This window comes from Aestuariispira insulae, assembly GCF_003385955.1.
GTDB lineage: Bacteria > Pseudomonadota > Alphaproteobacteria > UBA8366 > Aestuariispiraceae > Aestuariispira > Aestuariispira insulae.
On the sequence record NZ_QRDW01000015.1, the window covers coordinates 44,544 to 60,802 of the forward strand.

General features: G+C 47.6%; 18 protein-coding genes. All 18 read right to left on the reverse strand.

Going from position 1 to position 16,259, the window contains the following annotated elements:
* Window positions 1-11: 11 nt before the first annotated feature.
* Window positions 12-1,031 (reverse strand): glycosyltransferase, encoded by a 1,020-nt coding sequence (locus DFP90_RS20815; protein ID WP_115939122.1) that lies wholly within the window; start codon window positions 1,029-1,031, stop codon window positions 12-14.
* A 16-nt stretch (window positions 1,032-1,047) separates the two neighbouring features.
* Window positions 1,048-2,190: a glycosyltransferase family protein gene (locus DFP90_RS20820; RefSeq protein WP_115939124.1), complete on the reverse strand. Its 1,143-nt coding sequence runs from the start codon at window positions 2,188-2,190 to the stop codon at window positions 1,048-1,050.
* A 10-nt stretch (window positions 2,191-2,200) separates the two neighbouring features.
* Window positions 2,201-3,421, reverse strand: coding sequence for a class I SAM-dependent methyltransferase (locus DFP90_RS20825; RefSeq protein ID WP_115939126.1), 1,221 nt, complete (start codon window positions 3,419-3,421; stop codon window positions 2,201-2,203).
* 123 nt (window positions 3,422-3,544) lie between these two features.
* The gene (locus DFP90_RS20830) at window positions 3,545-4,114 is read right to left on the reverse strand and encodes a GNAT family N-acetyltransferase (RefSeq protein WP_115939128.1); all 570 of its coding nucleotides are present in this window, start codon (window positions 4,112-4,114) and stop codon (window positions 3,545-3,547) included.
* 15 nt (window positions 4,115-4,129) lie between these two features.
* On the reverse strand, window positions 4,130-5,077 hold the full coding sequence (locus tag DFP90_RS20835; RefSeq protein WP_115939130.1) for a hypothetical protein: 948 nt from the start codon (window positions 5,075-5,077) through the stop codon (window positions 4,130-4,132).
* Between the two features lie 14 nt (window positions 5,078-5,091).
* Window positions 5,092-5,802, reverse strand: a complete 711-nt coding sequence (locus tag DFP90_RS20840; protein ID WP_115939132.1) for an acylneuraminate cytidylyltransferase family protein — start codon at window positions 5,800-5,802, stop codon at window positions 5,092-5,094.
* 2 nt (window positions 5,803-5,804) lie between these two features.
* Complete coding sequence (locus DFP90_RS20845; RefSeq protein WP_115939134.1) at window positions 5,805-6,527, reverse strand: hypothetical protein; 723 nt, start codon at window positions 6,525-6,527, stop codon at window positions 5,805-5,807.
* Window positions 6,514-7,320: an SDR family oxidoreductase gene (locus DFP90_RS20850; protein WP_115939137.1), complete on the reverse strand. Its 807-nt coding sequence runs from the start codon at window positions 7,318-7,320 to the stop codon at window positions 6,514-6,516. The genes DFP90_RS20845 and DFP90_RS20850 overlap by 14 nt, the downstream gene beginning before the upstream one ends.
* A 5-nt stretch (window positions 7,321-7,325) precedes the next feature.
* Window positions 7,326-8,390: a phosphotransferase enzyme family protein gene (locus DFP90_RS20855; protein ID WP_115939139.1), complete on the reverse strand. Its 1,065-nt coding sequence runs from the start codon at window positions 8,388-8,390 to the stop codon at window positions 7,326-7,328.
* Window positions 8,390-8,956 (reverse strand): 3'-5' exoribonuclease, encoded by a 567-nt coding sequence (locus tag DFP90_RS20860; protein WP_115939141.1) that lies wholly within the window; start codon window positions 8,954-8,956, stop codon window positions 8,390-8,392. Before DFP90_RS20860 ends, DFP90_RS20855 begins: the two co-directional genes overlap by 1 nt.
* Window positions 8,957-8,966: 10 nt before the next feature.
* On the reverse strand, window positions 8,967-10,097 hold the full coding sequence (locus DFP90_RS20865; RefSeq protein ID WP_115939143.1) for an N-acetyl sugar amidotransferase: 1,131 nt from the start codon (window positions 10,095-10,097) through the stop codon (window positions 8,967-8,969).
* Window positions 10,098-10,136: 39 nt separating this feature from the next.
* Complete coding sequence (gene hisF, locus DFP90_RS20870; RefSeq protein ID WP_115939145.1) at window positions 10,137-10,943, reverse strand: imidazole glycerol phosphate synthase subunit HisF; 807 nt, start codon at window positions 10,941-10,943, stop codon at window positions 10,137-10,139.
* Between the two features lie 2 nt (window positions 10,944-10,945).
* Complete coding sequence (hisH, locus tag DFP90_RS20875; protein ID WP_115939147.1) at window positions 10,946-11,566, reverse strand: imidazole glycerol phosphate synthase subunit HisH; 621 nt, start codon at window positions 11,564-11,566, stop codon at window positions 10,946-10,948.
* Between the two features lie 202 nt (window positions 11,567-11,768).
* Window positions 11,769-12,824, reverse strand: a complete 1,056-nt coding sequence (locus DFP90_RS20880; RefSeq protein ID WP_115939149.1) for an N-acetylneuraminate synthase family protein — start codon at window positions 12,822-12,824, stop codon at window positions 11,769-11,771.
* Complete coding sequence (locus DFP90_RS20885) at window positions 12,821-13,486, reverse strand: glycosyltransferase family 2 protein (protein WP_115939151.1); 666 nt, start codon at window positions 13,484-13,486, stop codon at window positions 12,821-12,823. The genes DFP90_RS20880 and DFP90_RS20885 overlap by 4 nt, the downstream gene beginning before the upstream one ends.
* On the reverse strand, window positions 13,476-14,222 hold the full coding sequence (locus DFP90_RS20890) for a cytidylyltransferase domain-containing protein (protein WP_115939153.1): 747 nt from the start codon (window positions 14,220-14,222) through the stop codon (window positions 13,476-13,478). The genes DFP90_RS20885 and DFP90_RS20890 overlap by 11 nt, the downstream gene beginning before the upstream one ends.
* Window positions 14,223-14,227: 5 nt before the next feature.
* A complete protein-coding gene (locus DFP90_RS20895; RefSeq protein ID WP_115939155.1) occupies window positions 14,228-15,019 on the reverse strand; it encodes an SDR family oxidoreductase in 792 nt (263 codons plus the stop codon).
* A complete protein-coding gene (locus DFP90_RS20900) occupies window positions 15,019-16,197 on the reverse strand; it encodes a DegT/DnrJ/EryC1/StrS family aminotransferase (RefSeq protein WP_115939157.1) in 1,179 nt (392 codons plus the stop codon). Before DFP90_RS20900 ends, DFP90_RS20895 begins: the two co-directional genes overlap by 1 nt.
* Window positions 16,198-16,259 lie beyond the last annotated feature (62 nt).

Below are 16,259 nucleotides of genomic sequence, written 5' to 3' on the forward strand. Positions count from 1 at the left end.
GGATCCAATTTTTAAATGGCTTGCCGCAAGTCGAGTCCTTGCCCATTGCCAGACGACATAACATGCTCTTGGTAAACCCGTTTCAGGACGTCTTCATACTGAGGCCCAACAAGCGAGATTCGATAGGGGTTGTGTTCCAGACGCTCAACCATATCGTGATAATTCTTTTTAATGCTTTCAAGGCAATGAAAGAAATTCCCCTCATATGCGACACCATTTTCTCCGACATTTTCTGGACTGGATCCAGAAGGGTGGAATATCACCGGCAAACCGCAATTCATTCCTTCAAGAATAGTATTCGAACATGTTTCTTCACGTCCTAAAAACAACAGCACGTGGTTTGAGCGGTAGAATTCAGCTAGCTTTCGGTGAGGTAACGGCCGATTGGTGGGAATATTTTCAAACATCACCCCTTCGGGTAAACGGCCAACAAATGTCACCTGCACATCAATGCGTCCTGCAATTTCTTTATCAATTTTTTGATAAAGTTCAAATCCCTTTGCGGGGTCGCAAGACCAGGAAACCGCAAGCACCTTAAGCGGATTTTTCCCATCCCAATAGTTTCTTTTTTCATGTTTTAGGCCGAACCAACGTGGATGGAACAGATTAAATATATTCTCATCCACACCATTGCGAATCACTGTGGCCTCACCACTGAACCCCTCCTGAGTAAAGAAATCGCGGCTGTACTGGCTCTGAAATATCGAGTGTTTTACGTATGGCGAAAATGCAATCTGTCGTCGGTCTCCTTCAACAACACCATCACGCATTGCCCGGATTTCCGGAGAGCCGCTCACCACCATACCAGTTTTTCTGTGGATGATTGGAATACCACGATCATAAATCTTCTTAACTGTTTCAAGATTGAGTTCAAGCGTCAGCGCGTTCAATAATGCGATATCAAAGTCTTCGTTAATCTTGTTTGTAACTATATGGCCATGTTTCTCAAGCCAGCGGCCAAGGGCCACCAGGAAACTATTCGCCCCCCCCCAGGGCCCGCGAATGACTTTGCGATTAATAAAGATCTTCATAGAAACAAAACCCACATTAAATAAAACGTCTCTCAATCAGTCTTAGTACTCTGCTTGCAATAGATGGCTGTGGTGGAGACCTGTATTGTTTAAGCTCACTTTCCGCGCTTGGAACACATGAAATTTCCACAGGAAGACTTGGGGCTGAACAATCAAGAGCGTCTAAAAAACCCTCCAGTGCCTTTTCGCGTACAAGTTCCACTTTTCGAGCCAAAGCTCTACCCATATCCGTCCGCTTTTCAGCAGATTGTGCCAATTCCATCAACCCCCGATACCAACCATGTGGTGTACCAGCCAGAACTCCCTCAACCCCATCTTCGATTAACTGGCATGTAGATGGTGTAAAATCCGAGACAACCGGAATGCCGAATTTTCCAAAAACACTGATACGCCCAGCATTTGCACTGGCTTTGTATCGGGTGAAGAAATCAAAAGGTTCATAATTAACATTTAAGCCTGGCACTTCAGCCCGGCGCAGCATTTTTTGCATATCCCGAACAGGCAGAAGATTAGGTACTATTCCGATATCCACCCGCCTCAAGACCTCTTCATAGACATTCGGATGCCACTGAACATGCTCAGTAGCTACCAATTTTTCGTCCGGTATACCTTTAGTCACACGACCTAGTTTATCGATATTATATATGAGCACCAGGCGACATCGATAGTTTCGCGCAAATGCTTCAATTGCCGGCGAGACATGCTGGCCCATGCCTTCAAGGTGAACTTTGTTACCATGATATCCAATGATGATTTCATCATTCTCTACATGTTTCACCAATCGTTCTTCCATTTCGGGGAACATTGGAAAAACCAGCACATTGTTATTCAGCCGGTAGAACGCATCCCTTTGCTCCACAGAGCTGACCAAAAGCAAGTCTCCCGCCCGTGCAGCATCGATATAGGTCTGGCTGGATTGTTTGGGGTCCGCTATGACAATCTTGAGATCCGGGTTCTGCCCCCTAGCCTTCTCAATATCCGCTTCTACCCCCATAAAAACAGCGACATCATATTGATCGTAATGATCCCAGTCGCCATGTACGGCGACATGCCCCAACGATTTCAACCTTGCCGCTAAGTCAAAGATACAAACCTGGCTTCCCATGTTATTCACATGAGTATTTAAAACAAACCGCTTCTTTTCAGTAACAACAGTCATGGGTCAATTATTATTTTTGTGCTGAGAATGTGATATCCTTGGCAAGCAGATCCGCCAAAGAAACATCCGGATAATGTCGGTTCACATGGGAGAGTATTTTGCGATCGAGCATGCCCGCGCGTGCGCTATCCCCAATGCTTTCACTCCAGCTTTGAATAGAAAACCCAGCATCAGCGAGTGAACGCTGTAACGAGCGAATAGTAATACTCCGATTGAGAGCATTGCTGTTCCAGGATAGTGCAGCGTCAGCCTCATGCGATCGAAATTCCCTAATATAGCGCTCGTAATCTTTTTCGCTCAATGCCGCATGCAACCATGGAGCATCAAGAATACCCAGCGCATGCGCCCCATTCTCAGACCAGAAATGGTTCAAACTGTGCAACATCCAGCCCCCAGGTCTCAAAAGGCGGTGCATCTCGGAAAACGCCTTATCCAAATCCTGGATATGCTCCAGACAACTGATCGAAACGATCATGTCAAAGCTACAATCCGGCAATGCTGGGCATTCTGTAACATCCCCTGTCACAAATTCAACACCGGCATCCGCGTTCGCCGAGACCATGCTCCGAACACGGGTGACTTGGGAGTAATTTCGGTCAGAACCATAATTATTGTCTAATCCGGTCACCCTATGCCCCAAACGCCTGTAAGCAAGCGTAGAAAGACCAAAACCGCACCCCACGTCCAGGATGCGCTGTGATTTTCCGGCAAGATCAGGAAGATGCGCGCCAATCCGTTCTCGCGCAGCATTCGTCAACTGCACCACCATGTTTTCATAATGACTTGCCGGTATCCGCGGAACCGCTTCCCCCAGATCATTAAGCGTTCCTTCAACAAAGAGATCTTCATGCTCTCTTAATATCGGTAGCGCAAAGTCACGGATATCATCAAGAGAGGCCGTAATGGTTCTCGTGCCGATCAATTGGTTGAACCGCTCAAGAATTTCATCTGGCAATTTGCGGCTGTTCTTAACAAAGCTTACATTATCCAGCGACTCTGCCCATCTCCAACCTGGTTTCACAGCATATCGATAATCATCATACACAGGAAACCGATTTCCATCACTGTCCTCAAACTCGCCAAAGCTCTTTCCCTTCGGCAATTCAACTCGGCTCAGAAGTCGGATATTTGCTTGTTCAAAAGGCAGACCATTTCTTGATCGGCGGATTTCGAGACCAACACGCCTTAATCCATCTTTCGCAAACTTTTTTGCTTGAGTAACTACAGACAAAGCAGACACATTCCCTATTCAAACGTTTTTGTTTCGAGATAGTTTGTTGATCTAGTCTACTTGAATAGACAAACCTCGGGCCTTCAAGAGCCATCAGCTATCGTTCATTTTCCTCCATTCGCATCAGGCATCAGGCACAAACTCTTCAGGAAACAAGCCGAATAAGATTCGATCAGTATATTTTCCATTAATCATTGCATGTTGGCGTAAGACGCCCTCTTGATGAAAGCCCAAGCTTTTGAAGCAGCGGCACATTGCCATATTGGTCTCATTCGTGCTCGCACATAGCCTACGTAGCGACAGTCGTTCGAAAGCATAACGTGCAGCCAGTGAAACGGCCTTCTTAGACAGCCCTTTCCCAATAAAATCCTGGTGACCGATCATGATTCCGACTTCCGCTTGACGCATTCGCCAATCAATCCCCAACAGCCGTAAAGTTCCAATAAAAACGCCTGTTTCTTTATGAATAATTGCAAAAAACGCATCATTTTTGCTGATAAAAAGGTTCCGAACGTATTCTTCAACCTTATTAAATTGAAGCGGCATTAGATATTCAATTCGATTGATACCAGAGACAACGTCGGGATTTCTCAACCACGAAAAATATGTTGGGTCAAACAGGTGTTTTTCTTGAAATTCTTCAAGAATGATTGAACTGCCCTCGATCGTAAGGCCTTGAATGTCTTCTGTCATTTTTGAACCTCTTCCCTACTGCGGACGGCTATCCGAATGTCTTCCATCATATACCGACAAGACCTGGGATAGGAGCGATTTAGGATTATAGACTTGTATCTCGACGCCATTCACCTGAAATTCCGCGTTCCATCTGGAAATCAGATCGAGAATTCCTGCTGTCGCGGTGCTGTGAGCCTCGTCAAATCGCTGCCCCCTATCCGTAACCGCAGATATTTCCTGCTTGCCTGTTACGTAGTCTGTATAGATTGTCTCATCGTCACGAAGCCAGAAGTATCTCGAATCATAAAGATCAACCCCAACAAGGACTATTCTTTTCCACTCCATACAGTAGGCAAATGAGATCGCATCGCAAAGAGTTCCGACACCGTGGCAAACATAGTCAGGCTGATTTGGGTCTGGAGATGAACTTTCCTTCAGTGTTTTAAACTGAAAGATCTTTGTACCTTTCGCAAAATACCCATCACCAACCAGCGTATTTCCAAAAAAAGCACGGAAATCATGCTGCACAACAAATGTTGTATTCCGATACTCATCTTTTCCATCAATCAGAGAAATGAACTCTTCGGATATCTCCGCAGCGATCTCCGGATCTGTCACCCCTTCACGCCAGCCTCGGATCAAATGATAATCAGACCGCACCCAATCCTGCCTGACGAAATGGTTAAAGCCCATCGTGTCATGCATTGCGATCCTGCGCCATTCTTCAGCAGAAATATCGTTTAAGGAATATCCAGAACCGAAAATAAAAATCGTTTCCGATTTTTTACTTTGCTTGATTTCTTCATGGGAAAGGTTTCGATACCGAGACTTCCGGAACTTAGATTTCGTATGGGCGCGTAGCAAATATGCATTCAGTTGGACATAATTTCCGAAACCGTGTTCCCGAATTCGCGCCACCGCCCCAAATGCGTTTTGCACAAATCTAGTACGAACAACAGGCCTCAAGATATCTCTAATCATCTGCCAAGAAATCCTCACACCAGACCTGGATTGTTCAAATACACTTCAGCCAGCAGAAAATCTTTGAGATTATCAATATCTAACCCGTTACGTGCATCAGTGAGATAAGCAAAGGTCTTGTCAGTCAGGAAAGACTGTTCTTTCCGGAAATGCTCCCATTCCGACAAACAAACTGAGCCTGACAGTTGGAAAAACTGCGGCAACTCCTGACGGTTCTTTGTTCGGATAGCAGGATCAATAAAGTCGCGCATGCTTTGGCTTTCAGGTAAGGCATTCGCCTGCCAAGGATGATGATCACATTCGCGAACAGTAAAAATCGCCTTGGCGTCATCATTTTCCACCAAAGCCTCAAGACAAGCATCCACTTCTGCGGCATCGCGAAGCGGTGTGGTTGGTACGAGCACCATCACATAATCATATGCTCCCTCCTCAGCCTCGACCCAATCCATAGCATGTAGAATGGCGTCTTCCTGTTTGGATAGATCTCCGGCAAGAGATTCCGGACGGATAAATGGGGCTTCTGCGCCATATGCAACGGCAGTATCAACGATGTCTTGGGAATCGGAACTAACTATGATACGGTCAACATAGTGCGAATCACGGGCTGCTTCGATCGTATAGGCGATTAAAGGCTTCCCCATCAATGGCTTGATGTTTTTGCCTGGCAGCCCCTTAGAACCACCACGCGCCGTAATCACCACTAGTACCTTTTTATTTTCAATCATTTTCACGCCATATGTTGCGCAATGAACCTGTCCAGCTGATCCTTGCAATCGGGCCTGTAACCTGCGGTTTCCTGGAATTCAGCAACAGCAGTGAAATAATCACCGAACGGTTTGGAGAGCCTGTATGCCATGGGGGCCACAAATTGCTTTGCCAAGGCGACATAGCTCGATTTAACCGAGGGATCTTCGATAATCTGGGCACCAAACAAATTGTCGAGTTTGTCACAACAACGCACTAGCGACAAAGCCGGCCCCCAGCCTTCGATCGCACTGTAAAACCCGGCTAAATACTCTGGGTCTTCTTCATAACGGCGGTCAATTGTGAGCAGCCCGATTGCCGTCTGAATACGTTTTGAGTAGCCCGCATCACGCAAATCAATTTTCGTCAGGCTGGTAATCTCAAAAAGATTGTGCATCAGTGCGATTTCAATGGTCTCGGCACAAGGTTTCGACATCATTTGCGCAACACAGCACGCAACCCGCAACGGATGGCTGAGATATGCGATCATTGAGGGATGATGTTCATTCTCCGGTTCCAACCGATAAACGAATGCGAGCGTATCAGATAGTTTCTTTCTGGACTGATCATCTAGCTTTTTTGCGCCAAAGACCTCAAGTTCATCTCTGATTGGTTTGGGAGGCACAAGCATGGAGCCAAGCTTCCTATCCACTTCTTCTTCAACTGAGCCAAAGGGCAGTGTGATTTGAAAATCAGAAACCGCCATGGGAAGCACCGCCATCAAGGGGGATTGCTGTACCGGTCAGGTAACCAGCCGCTTCAGACGCCATAAAAAGAATCATCTGAGAGAACTCTTCAGGGGAAGCAATATGCTGGATCGGCAGCGTTTTACCGATACGCACACATGCCTCTTCCAGAGTTTCTCCGGTGGTCTCAATTTCCTCACGAATAAAGGAGAACGCTCGTTCGGTCAGCACGCCACCGGTCAAAATCGTGTTAACGGTAATGCCAAACGGCCCTAGATCGCGCGATAGTGTCTTGGAAAGAGCCACCACCCCGGCCCGGGTGACATTTGAGAGGACCATACCGGATTCGGGTTCCTTCGCGGTTAAGGATGTCAAGTTGATGATCCGGCCCCAGTTATTCTTCTTCATGCCAGGCACAACAAGCTTGGCCAGCCGGATCACACTCAACATATTCCGGTTGATGGCACCGTCCCATTGTTCTTCGGTCATTTCAAGCGTATCGCCTGACGGCGGGCCGCCATTATTGTTAACGAGAATGCTAATTTCGTCCGAGAAATGCGAGGCTGTGGAACTAGTCAGTTCCTTGAGAAAAGAAGGATCCCCGATGTCACCCACCATTGCATACAAACGATCTGCACCATGCGGAGACATTTTTTCGATCGCTTCATCTAGCCCGTCTTGGTTTCGCGCGCAAATGGAGACATTGGCGCCCATACGATGGAGGTTCTGGGCAATTCCGAAACCGATCCCTTTGCTGCCTGCGGTTACCAGGGCTGTTTTCCCGGAAAAGTCGATAATCATAGGGCTGTCCATCTGTGTCAGTGATTGGCAAAAATAAATTCAATTTCGTGTAAGGAGACCAGGTGTTTGGGCAATGCAAAATTCTGCCTCAGATCGCCGCGCAACAGCCAGCCAGACAAGATTTCATATATCAAGCTCAATACTTGATAACAAGCGCCAAGCCGGAGCATATGTGCATCAACCCTCTCCGCCGGAAAAGAACTGTTCCAGTTTTCAATCCACATCGCCAATTGTTCACGCGCCTGCTTTCTTCTGTCAGCAACCGGACAGTCCACCAAGCTTTGTCGAATGAGTTTGAGTGCTGCAAATCCATTGGCCGCTAACATTGAATGCGGCTTCACATCTTCAAAATCCAGGATGCAGGCCAGTTTTTCGCCTGAGAAGAGAAGGTTATGCGGATGATAATCCGTATGCATTAGTTTCACATTCCCCCGCAGAATTTCCTTACCATTGATCACCGAATACACCGCCTCCTTCAAGTACTGACGGTTATCAAGGAAAACGGCCGCATTCTCTACCGATGGATCAATGTTTTGATCGGATTCATCTGTACAAAATTCAATCAGTTTATCAAGAAATCCCAACTCCAATCCATGTTCATTGCAAGACTGATCCCTTAAATCGGCAAACGCCTTTGACAGTCGGGAGAATCCAATTGAAGCTGATTTCAGTTGAGCAGCACCTCCAGTATAATAGCAACCTGGAATATACGCATAGCGAACCCAGGTCTTGCCTTCGACAAGATGACTCCAACTTCCGTTATATGCATGAACCGTCCTCGCCGCAGGCAATCCGGCCGAGCGAAGCGCCTCACTCAATTCCGCTTCGTAAGCAAAGCGTGCCCGTCGATCACCGGAACTCGCCTTCAGTATCAATGTTTCTCCGGGCGTTTCGACCCGATAGTTTCTGTTAAATATCCCGGGTGTTCGGATTCTTTTGATGGATGGTAGAACAGATGGCGGAAAGTTGTAGCCATCCTCAAGAACAGAAAGAACAGTCGCGACCTCATCAGAGTCGGGAGAAAGAAGGTCCGCCACAACCGACCTGCAGGAAAGATTATTCGGCGCAAAAAGCTCTGCCATCAAATCAACTTCTGTTTTGGGAACACTCCTTTTCCCATACAGCGCATAAAACACTCCCGAACAACCAGAGCGTCAAACAAAGCCTCATGCCGCTGTCCAGAAACAGAATGTTCGATAAAATTGCCTCGATCCAGATCAGGATCAAGTCCTGCCAAAGCAAATATTGTCGTCAGATCAAAATGTGCAGCATGATTTAAATAGTCCGGCAGACAGTAGAGATTGTGAAAATATTCACGATCCGGATAGGCCTTATGCCATAGCTCGAACAACAGTATCAGATCGTGTGTTTTGCCGAAGGATACAAGGGAGACTGATTGCTTTTTGCGATAGGACTCGAACCAGTCAGCCAGTATTCGAAAACCTTCCTCCTGGCTCACCGATTCCCTCTCATCAATATGGGCTAGGACATTCTCTTCAAGCCATGGCGTAACCTGATTGCGGTCATAATCATTGAAAGAAAGATAGATTTTTTCATCCCCCTCTCCAACTATCCCCAGAGAAACAAGCGTTGTAAATTTGTGCTCGCCGGTGAATTCCGCATCGATGAACGCAAGAACATTTCTCATCGCGCCACCGTCAGTCCCAAAGATTGTCTTTTACCCAATTGCCCATCGAATCCTTGCGCCAGACACGCGGGTCCCTGAACCTGTCCGCAATTTCCCAGAACTCTTCTTCACGCATCTCGACATAATCAAGCCAATAATAGAGATCATCCGAAACGACATCGTCATATTTCCGGACCATCTCCACCCCGGTCTCGCGATCCATATAACCGGTCCGAATATCCTTTGAAGCATGATCCGATGCCCGACCATAACCGAACTTGATGAATTTCAGCAGGTCGTGAATTCCGTTTTCATATCGGTCATCCAGGTTTGAAATATTCCGATAAGTGCGCTCAAACGGTCGACTTGGCATTTTCCAGCCATATTTTTCATGCGCCATTTTTGCGTGAGCGTTCGGATCCCATTTAAAATAGTTACCAATATAAAGTCCCCGGACCCCAACATTTATGATTTCCTCATCAGTTGGATATTTTGCCCAGTTCATATCACGCTCGGTCAACGGGTCCTCCGGATCATCAAGCATATCATACCATTCATAACCGCGAACAGAATGCTCATGACGGACGCGGGCGCTGAATTCAACGAAATCGTCGGGGCCATGCATGCCGGAAAGATCCCAGGCCGTCTCTCCCCAGATGATCAGCGGAATATTGAATTTGACCGCTATCTGAATCGGGGTGGTATAAATCCCACAGTGGGCCTGCCAATTCATATCGCCCATTTTCTTGAAACAGATACGATTGAGCTTTTTGATCACGTCGACACTTGGGCCATATATGATATGATCAGCATCGAAAACATGGCGCATCCTGTCTCGGTTATAGTCGGCCACAGGAAGATAGTTGTTTCCGTGATAGGTCATCAAAAGCGGTTTAAGACCAAACTCGGTAGCCATGATATGCGTTTGATAATAGCTATCCTTGCCACCACTTACAGGGATGAGACAGTCGAAATCGCCACCATTCCTGTTCTTGAGGATCATATCCACGATCCGTTCGAATCGTTTTCTGCGCTGCGCCCAGAAGTCCGGAGTTAGTGCTTCAAATTCTTCAAAAGACCGGCAGCTGGAACAAACACCTTCTTCATCCAAAGACAAATTGACTGCGACTTCTGGATAGACACAACGGGTACAATATTTCATCAAACTAACTCTTCTGAAAGGATGCCGGCTACTATGAGATTAGGCAGAAATCAGGTCCGGTGGGCGCACGTTATACCCATTGTCGTGTAAATATTTTTTTGCGACATGGACGCTTTGATCATAGTAGTGAAAAATATTTGCAGCAGCAACTGCATCCACATTTGTCTCGTCGAGGGCATCCCCGAAATCCCACCAATCTCCGACACCACCAAGAGCGATAACCGGCACCTGAACATTGGTGCTGACGAGGTCAAGCACAGGCAGATCATATCCCATTCTCATTCCATCATGATCAATGGAATTTAACAAAATCTCTCCTGCCCCCAAACTTTCTACTTGCTTCGCCCAGTCCAACGGCTTCAAACTTGTTGTTTCCTGCCCATACCCTGTCATTACAACATGATCGCCATCAACTTTCTTCACATCAATCGACACAACGATACATTGTGAACCAAATTCCTTGGCTGCCTGAGTAATGAACTCCGGCTCGCGGAGAGCCTGGGTATTGATTGAAATTTTGTCTGCGCCGCGTTTCAGTCGATCTTCAATATCTTGAAGCGATCGGATCCGCCCACCAAATGTGAGCGGCATGAAACAAACTTTGGAAATCTCTTCCAAAACTTCCAACGGAGTATTCAGACCTCGCTGTTTTTTATCATCCCGATCACTTCGGTATTTCCCGCCGCGCGAGATATCAAGATAAATAAGTTCGTCGCTTGCCCACGCGCTCAATCGCTGAACCGATGTCACCGGATTACCAAGATCCTGATGCTTGGCAAACAATTTGCTCTGAACAATATATCCGTCTTTGAGGAGCAAAACGGGAATAAGTCTGTTTTTTTTCATATCTACTGCTGGATAGCCAGAAAGTTTTCGATCATTCGACGTCCGGGTTTCTGGCTCTTTTCCGGATGAAACTGAACACCGAGAATATTATCCTTTCCCATTACACAGGGAAAAGTCTCGCCATAAGTGGTGGTTGCCAGCAACTGGCTTTCATCAATATCCTTGAAAACAAAACTATGCACAAAGTAAAAGTCCCGATTATCCTCAAAGGAATTCAAAAGAGGGCACTCGCGCACAATGTCGACATCGTTCCAGCCGATATGCGGCAAACGCACTCCGGAAGCAGAGATTTTACCTACGGTGCCCGACAGCCACCCCAATCCATCTGTTTCACCAAATTCATCACTTTTGTCAGCGAGAATTTGAAACCCGACGCATATGCCAAGGAACGGCTTGCCTTTGCCGCAGACCTCCTCCTCAATCAACTCCATCGGCAACGTGGAGTTAATCTTGGCCATAGCTGCACTAAAGGCCCCAACCCCCGGCAGAAACAAATGCGACGCATTCCGAATATCATCGGGGGCGTTGGAAATCACTACGTCATCAGAAATACTCTGGACCATATTATAGACAGATCGAACATTTCCGGACCCATAATCCAATATGCATACGCGCGAAGACATCGTAAGAATCAACAACCTTGTGAAAATGCGAGGGGTGACGCAAACAGCATCCGAAGGGTATTCGGCATTTCACTGTTTTGCATATTTTTTTGCGCCAAAACAATCAAAAATGCAAGAGCGTTAACCCTATGGATTACTTCCCCTGCCAGGCTCTCAGAATACTTTAATCGGCCCTGAACCCACTCCTAAAAACTCATGGAGTTTACAAGAAATCATCCCATTGAAGCACTTTGTCCTCCACCAGATCATGTTTGGCCCTCGCCCCAACGATGACTTCGTAGAATCGAGGCTCAATGCCGGTTCCCGGTCGTTTCACCTCTAGATCCTGTTCCCGAACAATTTCACCGGCTTTCATTTCCCGATTGATAACCAGGCTGCGCCGCGCCTGTTTGCGTGATTCCGTCTCACACTCCAAAAGAGGCTTGCCGCCTTCACCCAACAGCATATCGGCGTAGTCACACTGCTCCCTGAAGGCCTTAAAATCATCCGGGTCCAACGCATGATAATGATCATTACCCGGTTTGCTTTTGTCCAAGGTGTAATGTGTTTCAATGATTCTGGCACCTCTGGACCAAGCTAAAGTCAGAGCGAGCCCTCCATGACTGGGCGGAACATGGTCGCTATATCCAGTCACATATCGTGGAAAGGTTTCTTTTAGAAAATCAATGCCACGCAGATTGGCATCCTTGGGATCCGTCGGATAGGACAGCACGCAATGCAGCAGACAAATATCGGTACACCCTTCCGCTTCGATTACCTCGATCGCTTCATATATCTCAACGATCTTCGCAGCCCCCACCGACAGAATCATCGGCTTACCCTTAGACGCGCAGCGTCGAAGAAGCGGGAAGTTTGTTACATCCGCAGACGCAATCTTAAACGCCGGCATCAGACACGCCAGTTCATCCGCAAAATCCAGATCAAACGGGGTGCTCAAAAAATCGATCCCGACATCACTGGCAACCTGGGCCAAAACTTCATACTGTTTAATATCGAAATGGTCATATTTCGAAAACAACTGAAACTGGCTGGTGGTGGATTCCTTTGAGAGATCCCAATAGGAAGGACTGAATTTTGATGCAAGTTTGCCGGATTTGTAACTCTGAAACTTGATGGCATCGACACCAGCTTCCGCAGCGGCAACAACCATATCCCGCGCAATGCCTAGATCACATTCGTGATTGACGCCCGCCTCTGCAATCAGATACGGCCGATTTCTGGAGAGGGTAAGTCCCCCAAACTGAATATCCTGTCTCATTGGCCCTTTTGCTTTCTTCTGCTCTCCTTGATAGCAGACAGCTTTTGCCTGAACTCGCACATAAGGTCGGCATTTTTTGTAATATTGTGATGGTGCTTGGTATAGCGATATAGCGGCAAGTGAACATTGCCGATTTCAAACTTCTCCTCGTAACGGATGCGTAACTCCTCATCTTCACATAATAGCATCCGTTCATCATAAAGACCTACGTCAATTAGATTTTCTTTGCGGAACATAATACCGCAGGCGATGGGATCTTTCATTGCGGAATAGCGTTCAAGATGCTGCTCATCCTCATCAACCTCGTAATAGTCACAAGCCACAGCTCCCCATTCGGGATTAAAGGCGAGATGCATTTCTTCGATATAGAGCAGATCCTCATGCATATAGTCATCAGAATCCAGATGCATCACAAAACGCCCTTTGGCTTTCCTGATACCTGTATTGCGCGCCGCCGGCAGCCCCTTGTTTCCATCATGAAAAATGGACACCACCTCTTCGCCGAAGTCTGTAATCACCGCGCGAGAACTGTCTGTCGAGCCATCATCGACGACAATCACTTCAAAATCATCTCGGGGAAACCGCTGGGAAATTGCACTACGTATGGCACGCGCGATAAATTTTTGCCGGTTATAGCATGTAATGATAATACTAACTTTCATCACTCAATCCTTCATACATCGCACTCCGCTTCTCACCAATATTCATCTTTGCGATGAGAGGGTTTTCTTCAAGGAACCCGATGATGTCGTTCATCAGGAAAATCTGCCCCTCCCGATAGAGTGAGGAATAGACCGCCTCTGCCATCTGGAAATCCGCCTCCGTATCAATTGTCCAGCGATACTGCGGATATCCTTGATCGCATGCGATATTCCGTTGAGGAAACCGGTCAGGATTGCGATAGAAAAACTGCGTCACATGCTCCCGTTCAAAAGGATCCTTAGCCTCTTTGCCGGCGCATTCTAAAGCCGCATAAGTGAACACTTCCGCATCAAGACCTTCCGGATAGGATGGCGGATTATTATTGCTGGCAAAAGCCAATCCGTTCTCCAGAAGGCAATCGACAACCAAATCGGTAATCACCGGGTCCTTAAAGGGATCATCGGCAGTAATTCGGGCGATAACATCGGCGCCCACAGCGTTAGCGGCCTTGCAATAGCGCCCTAAAACATCGGCTTCACTGCCGCGAACGCACAAAATGCCATTTTGTTCGCACCATGCTTGAAGAACGTCATCAGCCGGGCTCACTGTCGTGGCTAGCACAATATCCGTTATCCGGCGGCTAAAGCGAAGGCGTTCAACAATATGGGCAATCAACGGCTTTCCCGCGAGCGGTCGCATAACCTTCCCCGGTAGCCTTGTGGCCCCCATGCGTGCCTGGATGATAGCGGTAATCATAGCGTTTACCAGGCCGTCCAGCCGCCTTCGACCAGCACATTGCTGCCAGTGCTGTAGGAAGACGCATCAGATGCAAGATAAAGAACTGAACCTACAATCTCTTCAGCCTTCATCATACGCTTCATCGGAGACATGGCGCTAAAACGGTTTTCGAAGGCTTCTTCATGATGGTTCCAGACCCCGTGCGGCGTGATGCAATTCACACGCACTCCCCTGGACGCCCAATAGCAGCCCAGATACTGGGTCAGCATAATCACTCCGCCCTTGCTAGCGCTGTACGCGACAGGATTACCCATCTGATTATCTTCATACAGTGCCGGATTCGATGAAACCACGCCATAAGTTGACGCCATGTTGATGACAGATCCCGCCCCCTGCTTCAGCATCTGGCTCCCGAAATCCCTACAGGTCAAGAAAGTACCTTTTAGGTTTACATCCAAGACATGGTCCCAAAGCTCTTCAGGGAAATTTTCGGCCTGCCCTTCCAGAAAGCCCTTCGGTTTTGCATGGTGGTTGTTAATCAAGACATCCACCTGCCCGAAATGCTCCAGGGTTTTACTCAGCAACTGTGCAACGCTGTTGGCGTCGGCAACGTCTGTCGGCACCCCGATACAGCTATCGCCGAACGAAGCCGCAAAAGCTTCCGGATCTGCCGCCTCAACATCAGCGATTACAAGTTTGGCCCCTCTTTGATGAAGTGCCTCCACAATCGCACGGCCGATCAAACCGCATCCGCCGGTCAAAACAACCGTCTTCCCAGCAACATTAAAGACCGGATCAAAAACCTGTTCTGACATTAACCTGCAAACTCCCTGGCTGTTCTATGCAAAATTTCAGCTTGCTTCTCAGCCCGGCGAACATCCCAATAATTGGTCTTCAACTGAAGCATGCGCGGTTGAAGTTTCTCGGCAACAGGACACAAACCAGCTTCGTAAGGCTGGGTGACTCCATCCATATTTTGAACATCTTTTTGAAAATAGGGCTCCATATAATTCAGCAGCCAAGCCGCGTAATAATTGTCCCCGCCATTCCCTTGATGCAGTTTCCGGAAAGTGAACCAATCTTCTTCAGGTTTGTCTGTTTCCAGTTGAAGGGCGCAAGCCCAGTGGGCGTTCTTGTAACCTTTAGGCTCTGCCTGCGGCCGCAGAAACGAAAACTCCGCTACGGCCTGCTCAAAAAGCTTGGCAGCTTTAACACGGGCATCAACCAATTCATCCAAACGCTCAAGCTGAGCCAACGAAACGGCGGCATTGATCTCAGACAACCGGTAATTGTAACCTAGGCACACATGCCTGGCAAAGTTCGGGCTCTGAATGTCATCCTTACTGATGGAACCCTTCTTAGCTCCAACGGTAGAATAACCGAGATTCGCAATGCGGCGGGCCTTATTGGCCAGTTCTTCGGTCTTAGCCGTGAGCATCCCACCATTTCCGCAGGTCATATGTTTGGAAGCCTGAAAACTATAGCTCGCAAACTCACCAAACTGGCCGACTAATTTTTCTTTATACTCTCCCAAAAAACACTCAGCATTGTCCTCTACAAGACCCAGCCCATGCTCCCGGCACACCTCCATCAGGCGGTCATAGTCAGGCGCCAGCCCATAAAGGGAAACCGAAATCACGGCCCTGGTTTTATCGGTAATCTTACGCCGGACATCTTCCGGATCAATTGTAAAAGTTTCCGCATCCACATCAGCAAAAACGGGAATTCCGCCCGCCTGCAATACTGCGAAGGCAGTGCTTCCCATCGTCAACGGCGGCACAATCACCTCGTCACCGGCGCCGACATCCAGGGCAAGCAAGGCGGTATGCATCGTTGCGGTACCGTTAACATGTCCAATCGAATAGCCAACGCCGAACTTGTCACAGAACGCCGCCTCAAGTCGTGAGTTGAAGATATTCCCCAACGACGACCGGAAACAATATTCCAAGGCTTCAGCTACATACAGTTTCTCAAGATCGGAAATACGCTGCATTAAATTACCTCTTTCGGGACTTCTTGGAGGATGAAACTATCTTCATTTCCAACCATTTTCTT

Excerpts from the sequence above, each read along its gene's own strand:
- DFP90_RS20820 (WP_115939124.1), bottom strand. The coding sequence starts at position 2,190 with ATGACTGTTGTTACTGAAAAGAAGCGGTTTGTTTTAAATACTCATGTG.
- DFP90_RS20865 (WP_115939143.1), bottom strand. The coding sequence starts at position 10,097 with ATGAAATATTGTACCCGTTGTGTCTATCCAGAAGTCGCAGTCAATTTG.
- DFP90_RS20880 (WP_115939149.1), bottom strand. The coding sequence starts at position 12,824 with ATGAGACAGGATATTCAGTTTGGGGGACTTACCCTCTCCAGAAATCGG.
- DFP90_RS20850 (WP_115939137.1), bottom strand. The coding sequence starts at position 7,320 with ATGGACAGCCCTATGATTATCGACTTTTCCGGGAAAACAGCCCTGGTA.
- hisH (WP_115939147.1), bottom strand. The coding sequence starts at position 11,566 with ATGTCTTCGCGCGTATGCATATTGGATTATGGGTCCGGAAATGTTCGA.
- DFP90_RS20890 (WP_115939153.1), bottom strand. The coding sequence starts at position 14,222 with ATGATTACCGCTATCATCCAGGCACGCATGGGGGCCACAAGGCTACCG.
- hisF (WP_115939145.1), bottom strand. The coding sequence starts at position 10,943 with ATGAAAAAAAACAGACTTATTCCCGTTTTGCTCCTCAAAGACGGATAT.
- DFP90_RS20900 (WP_115939157.1), bottom strand. The coding sequence starts at position 16,197 with ATGCAGCGTATTTCCGATCTTGAGAAACTGTATGTAGCTGAAGCCTTG.
- DFP90_RS20845 (WP_115939134.1), bottom strand. The coding sequence starts at position 6,527 with ATGGCGGTTTCTGATTTTCAAATCACACTGCCCTTTGGCTCAGTTGAA.
- DFP90_RS20885 (WP_115939151.1), bottom strand. The coding sequence starts at position 13,486 with ATGAAAGTTAGTATTATCATTACATGCTATAACCGGCAAAAATTTATC.
- DFP90_RS20840 (WP_115939132.1), bottom strand. The coding sequence starts at position 5,802 with ATGATTGAAAATAAAAAGGTACTAGTGGTGATTACGGCGCGTGGTGGT.
- DFP90_RS20815 (WP_115939122.1), bottom strand. The coding sequence starts at position 1,031 with ATGAAGATCTTTATTAATCGCAAAGTCATTCGCGGGCCCTGGGGGGGG.
- DFP90_RS20855 (WP_115939139.1), bottom strand. The coding sequence starts at position 8,390 with ATGGCAGAGCTTTTTGCGCCGAATAATCTTTCCTGCAGGTCGGTTGTG.
- DFP90_RS20835 (WP_115939130.1), bottom strand. The coding sequence starts at position 5,077 with ATGATTAGAGATATCTTGAGGCCTGTTGTTCGTACTAGATTTGTGCAA.
- DFP90_RS20860 (WP_115939141.1), bottom strand. The coding sequence starts at position 8,956 with ATGAGAAATGTTCTTGCGTTCATCGATGCGGAATTCACCGGCGAGCAC.
- DFP90_RS20895 (WP_115939155.1), bottom strand. The coding sequence starts at position 15,019 with ATGTCAGAACAGGTTTTTGATCCGGTCTTTAATGTTGCTGGGAAGACG.
- DFP90_RS20830 (WP_115939128.1), bottom strand. The coding sequence starts at position 4,114 with ATGACAGAAGACATTCAAGGCCTTACGATCGAGGGCAGTTCAATCATT.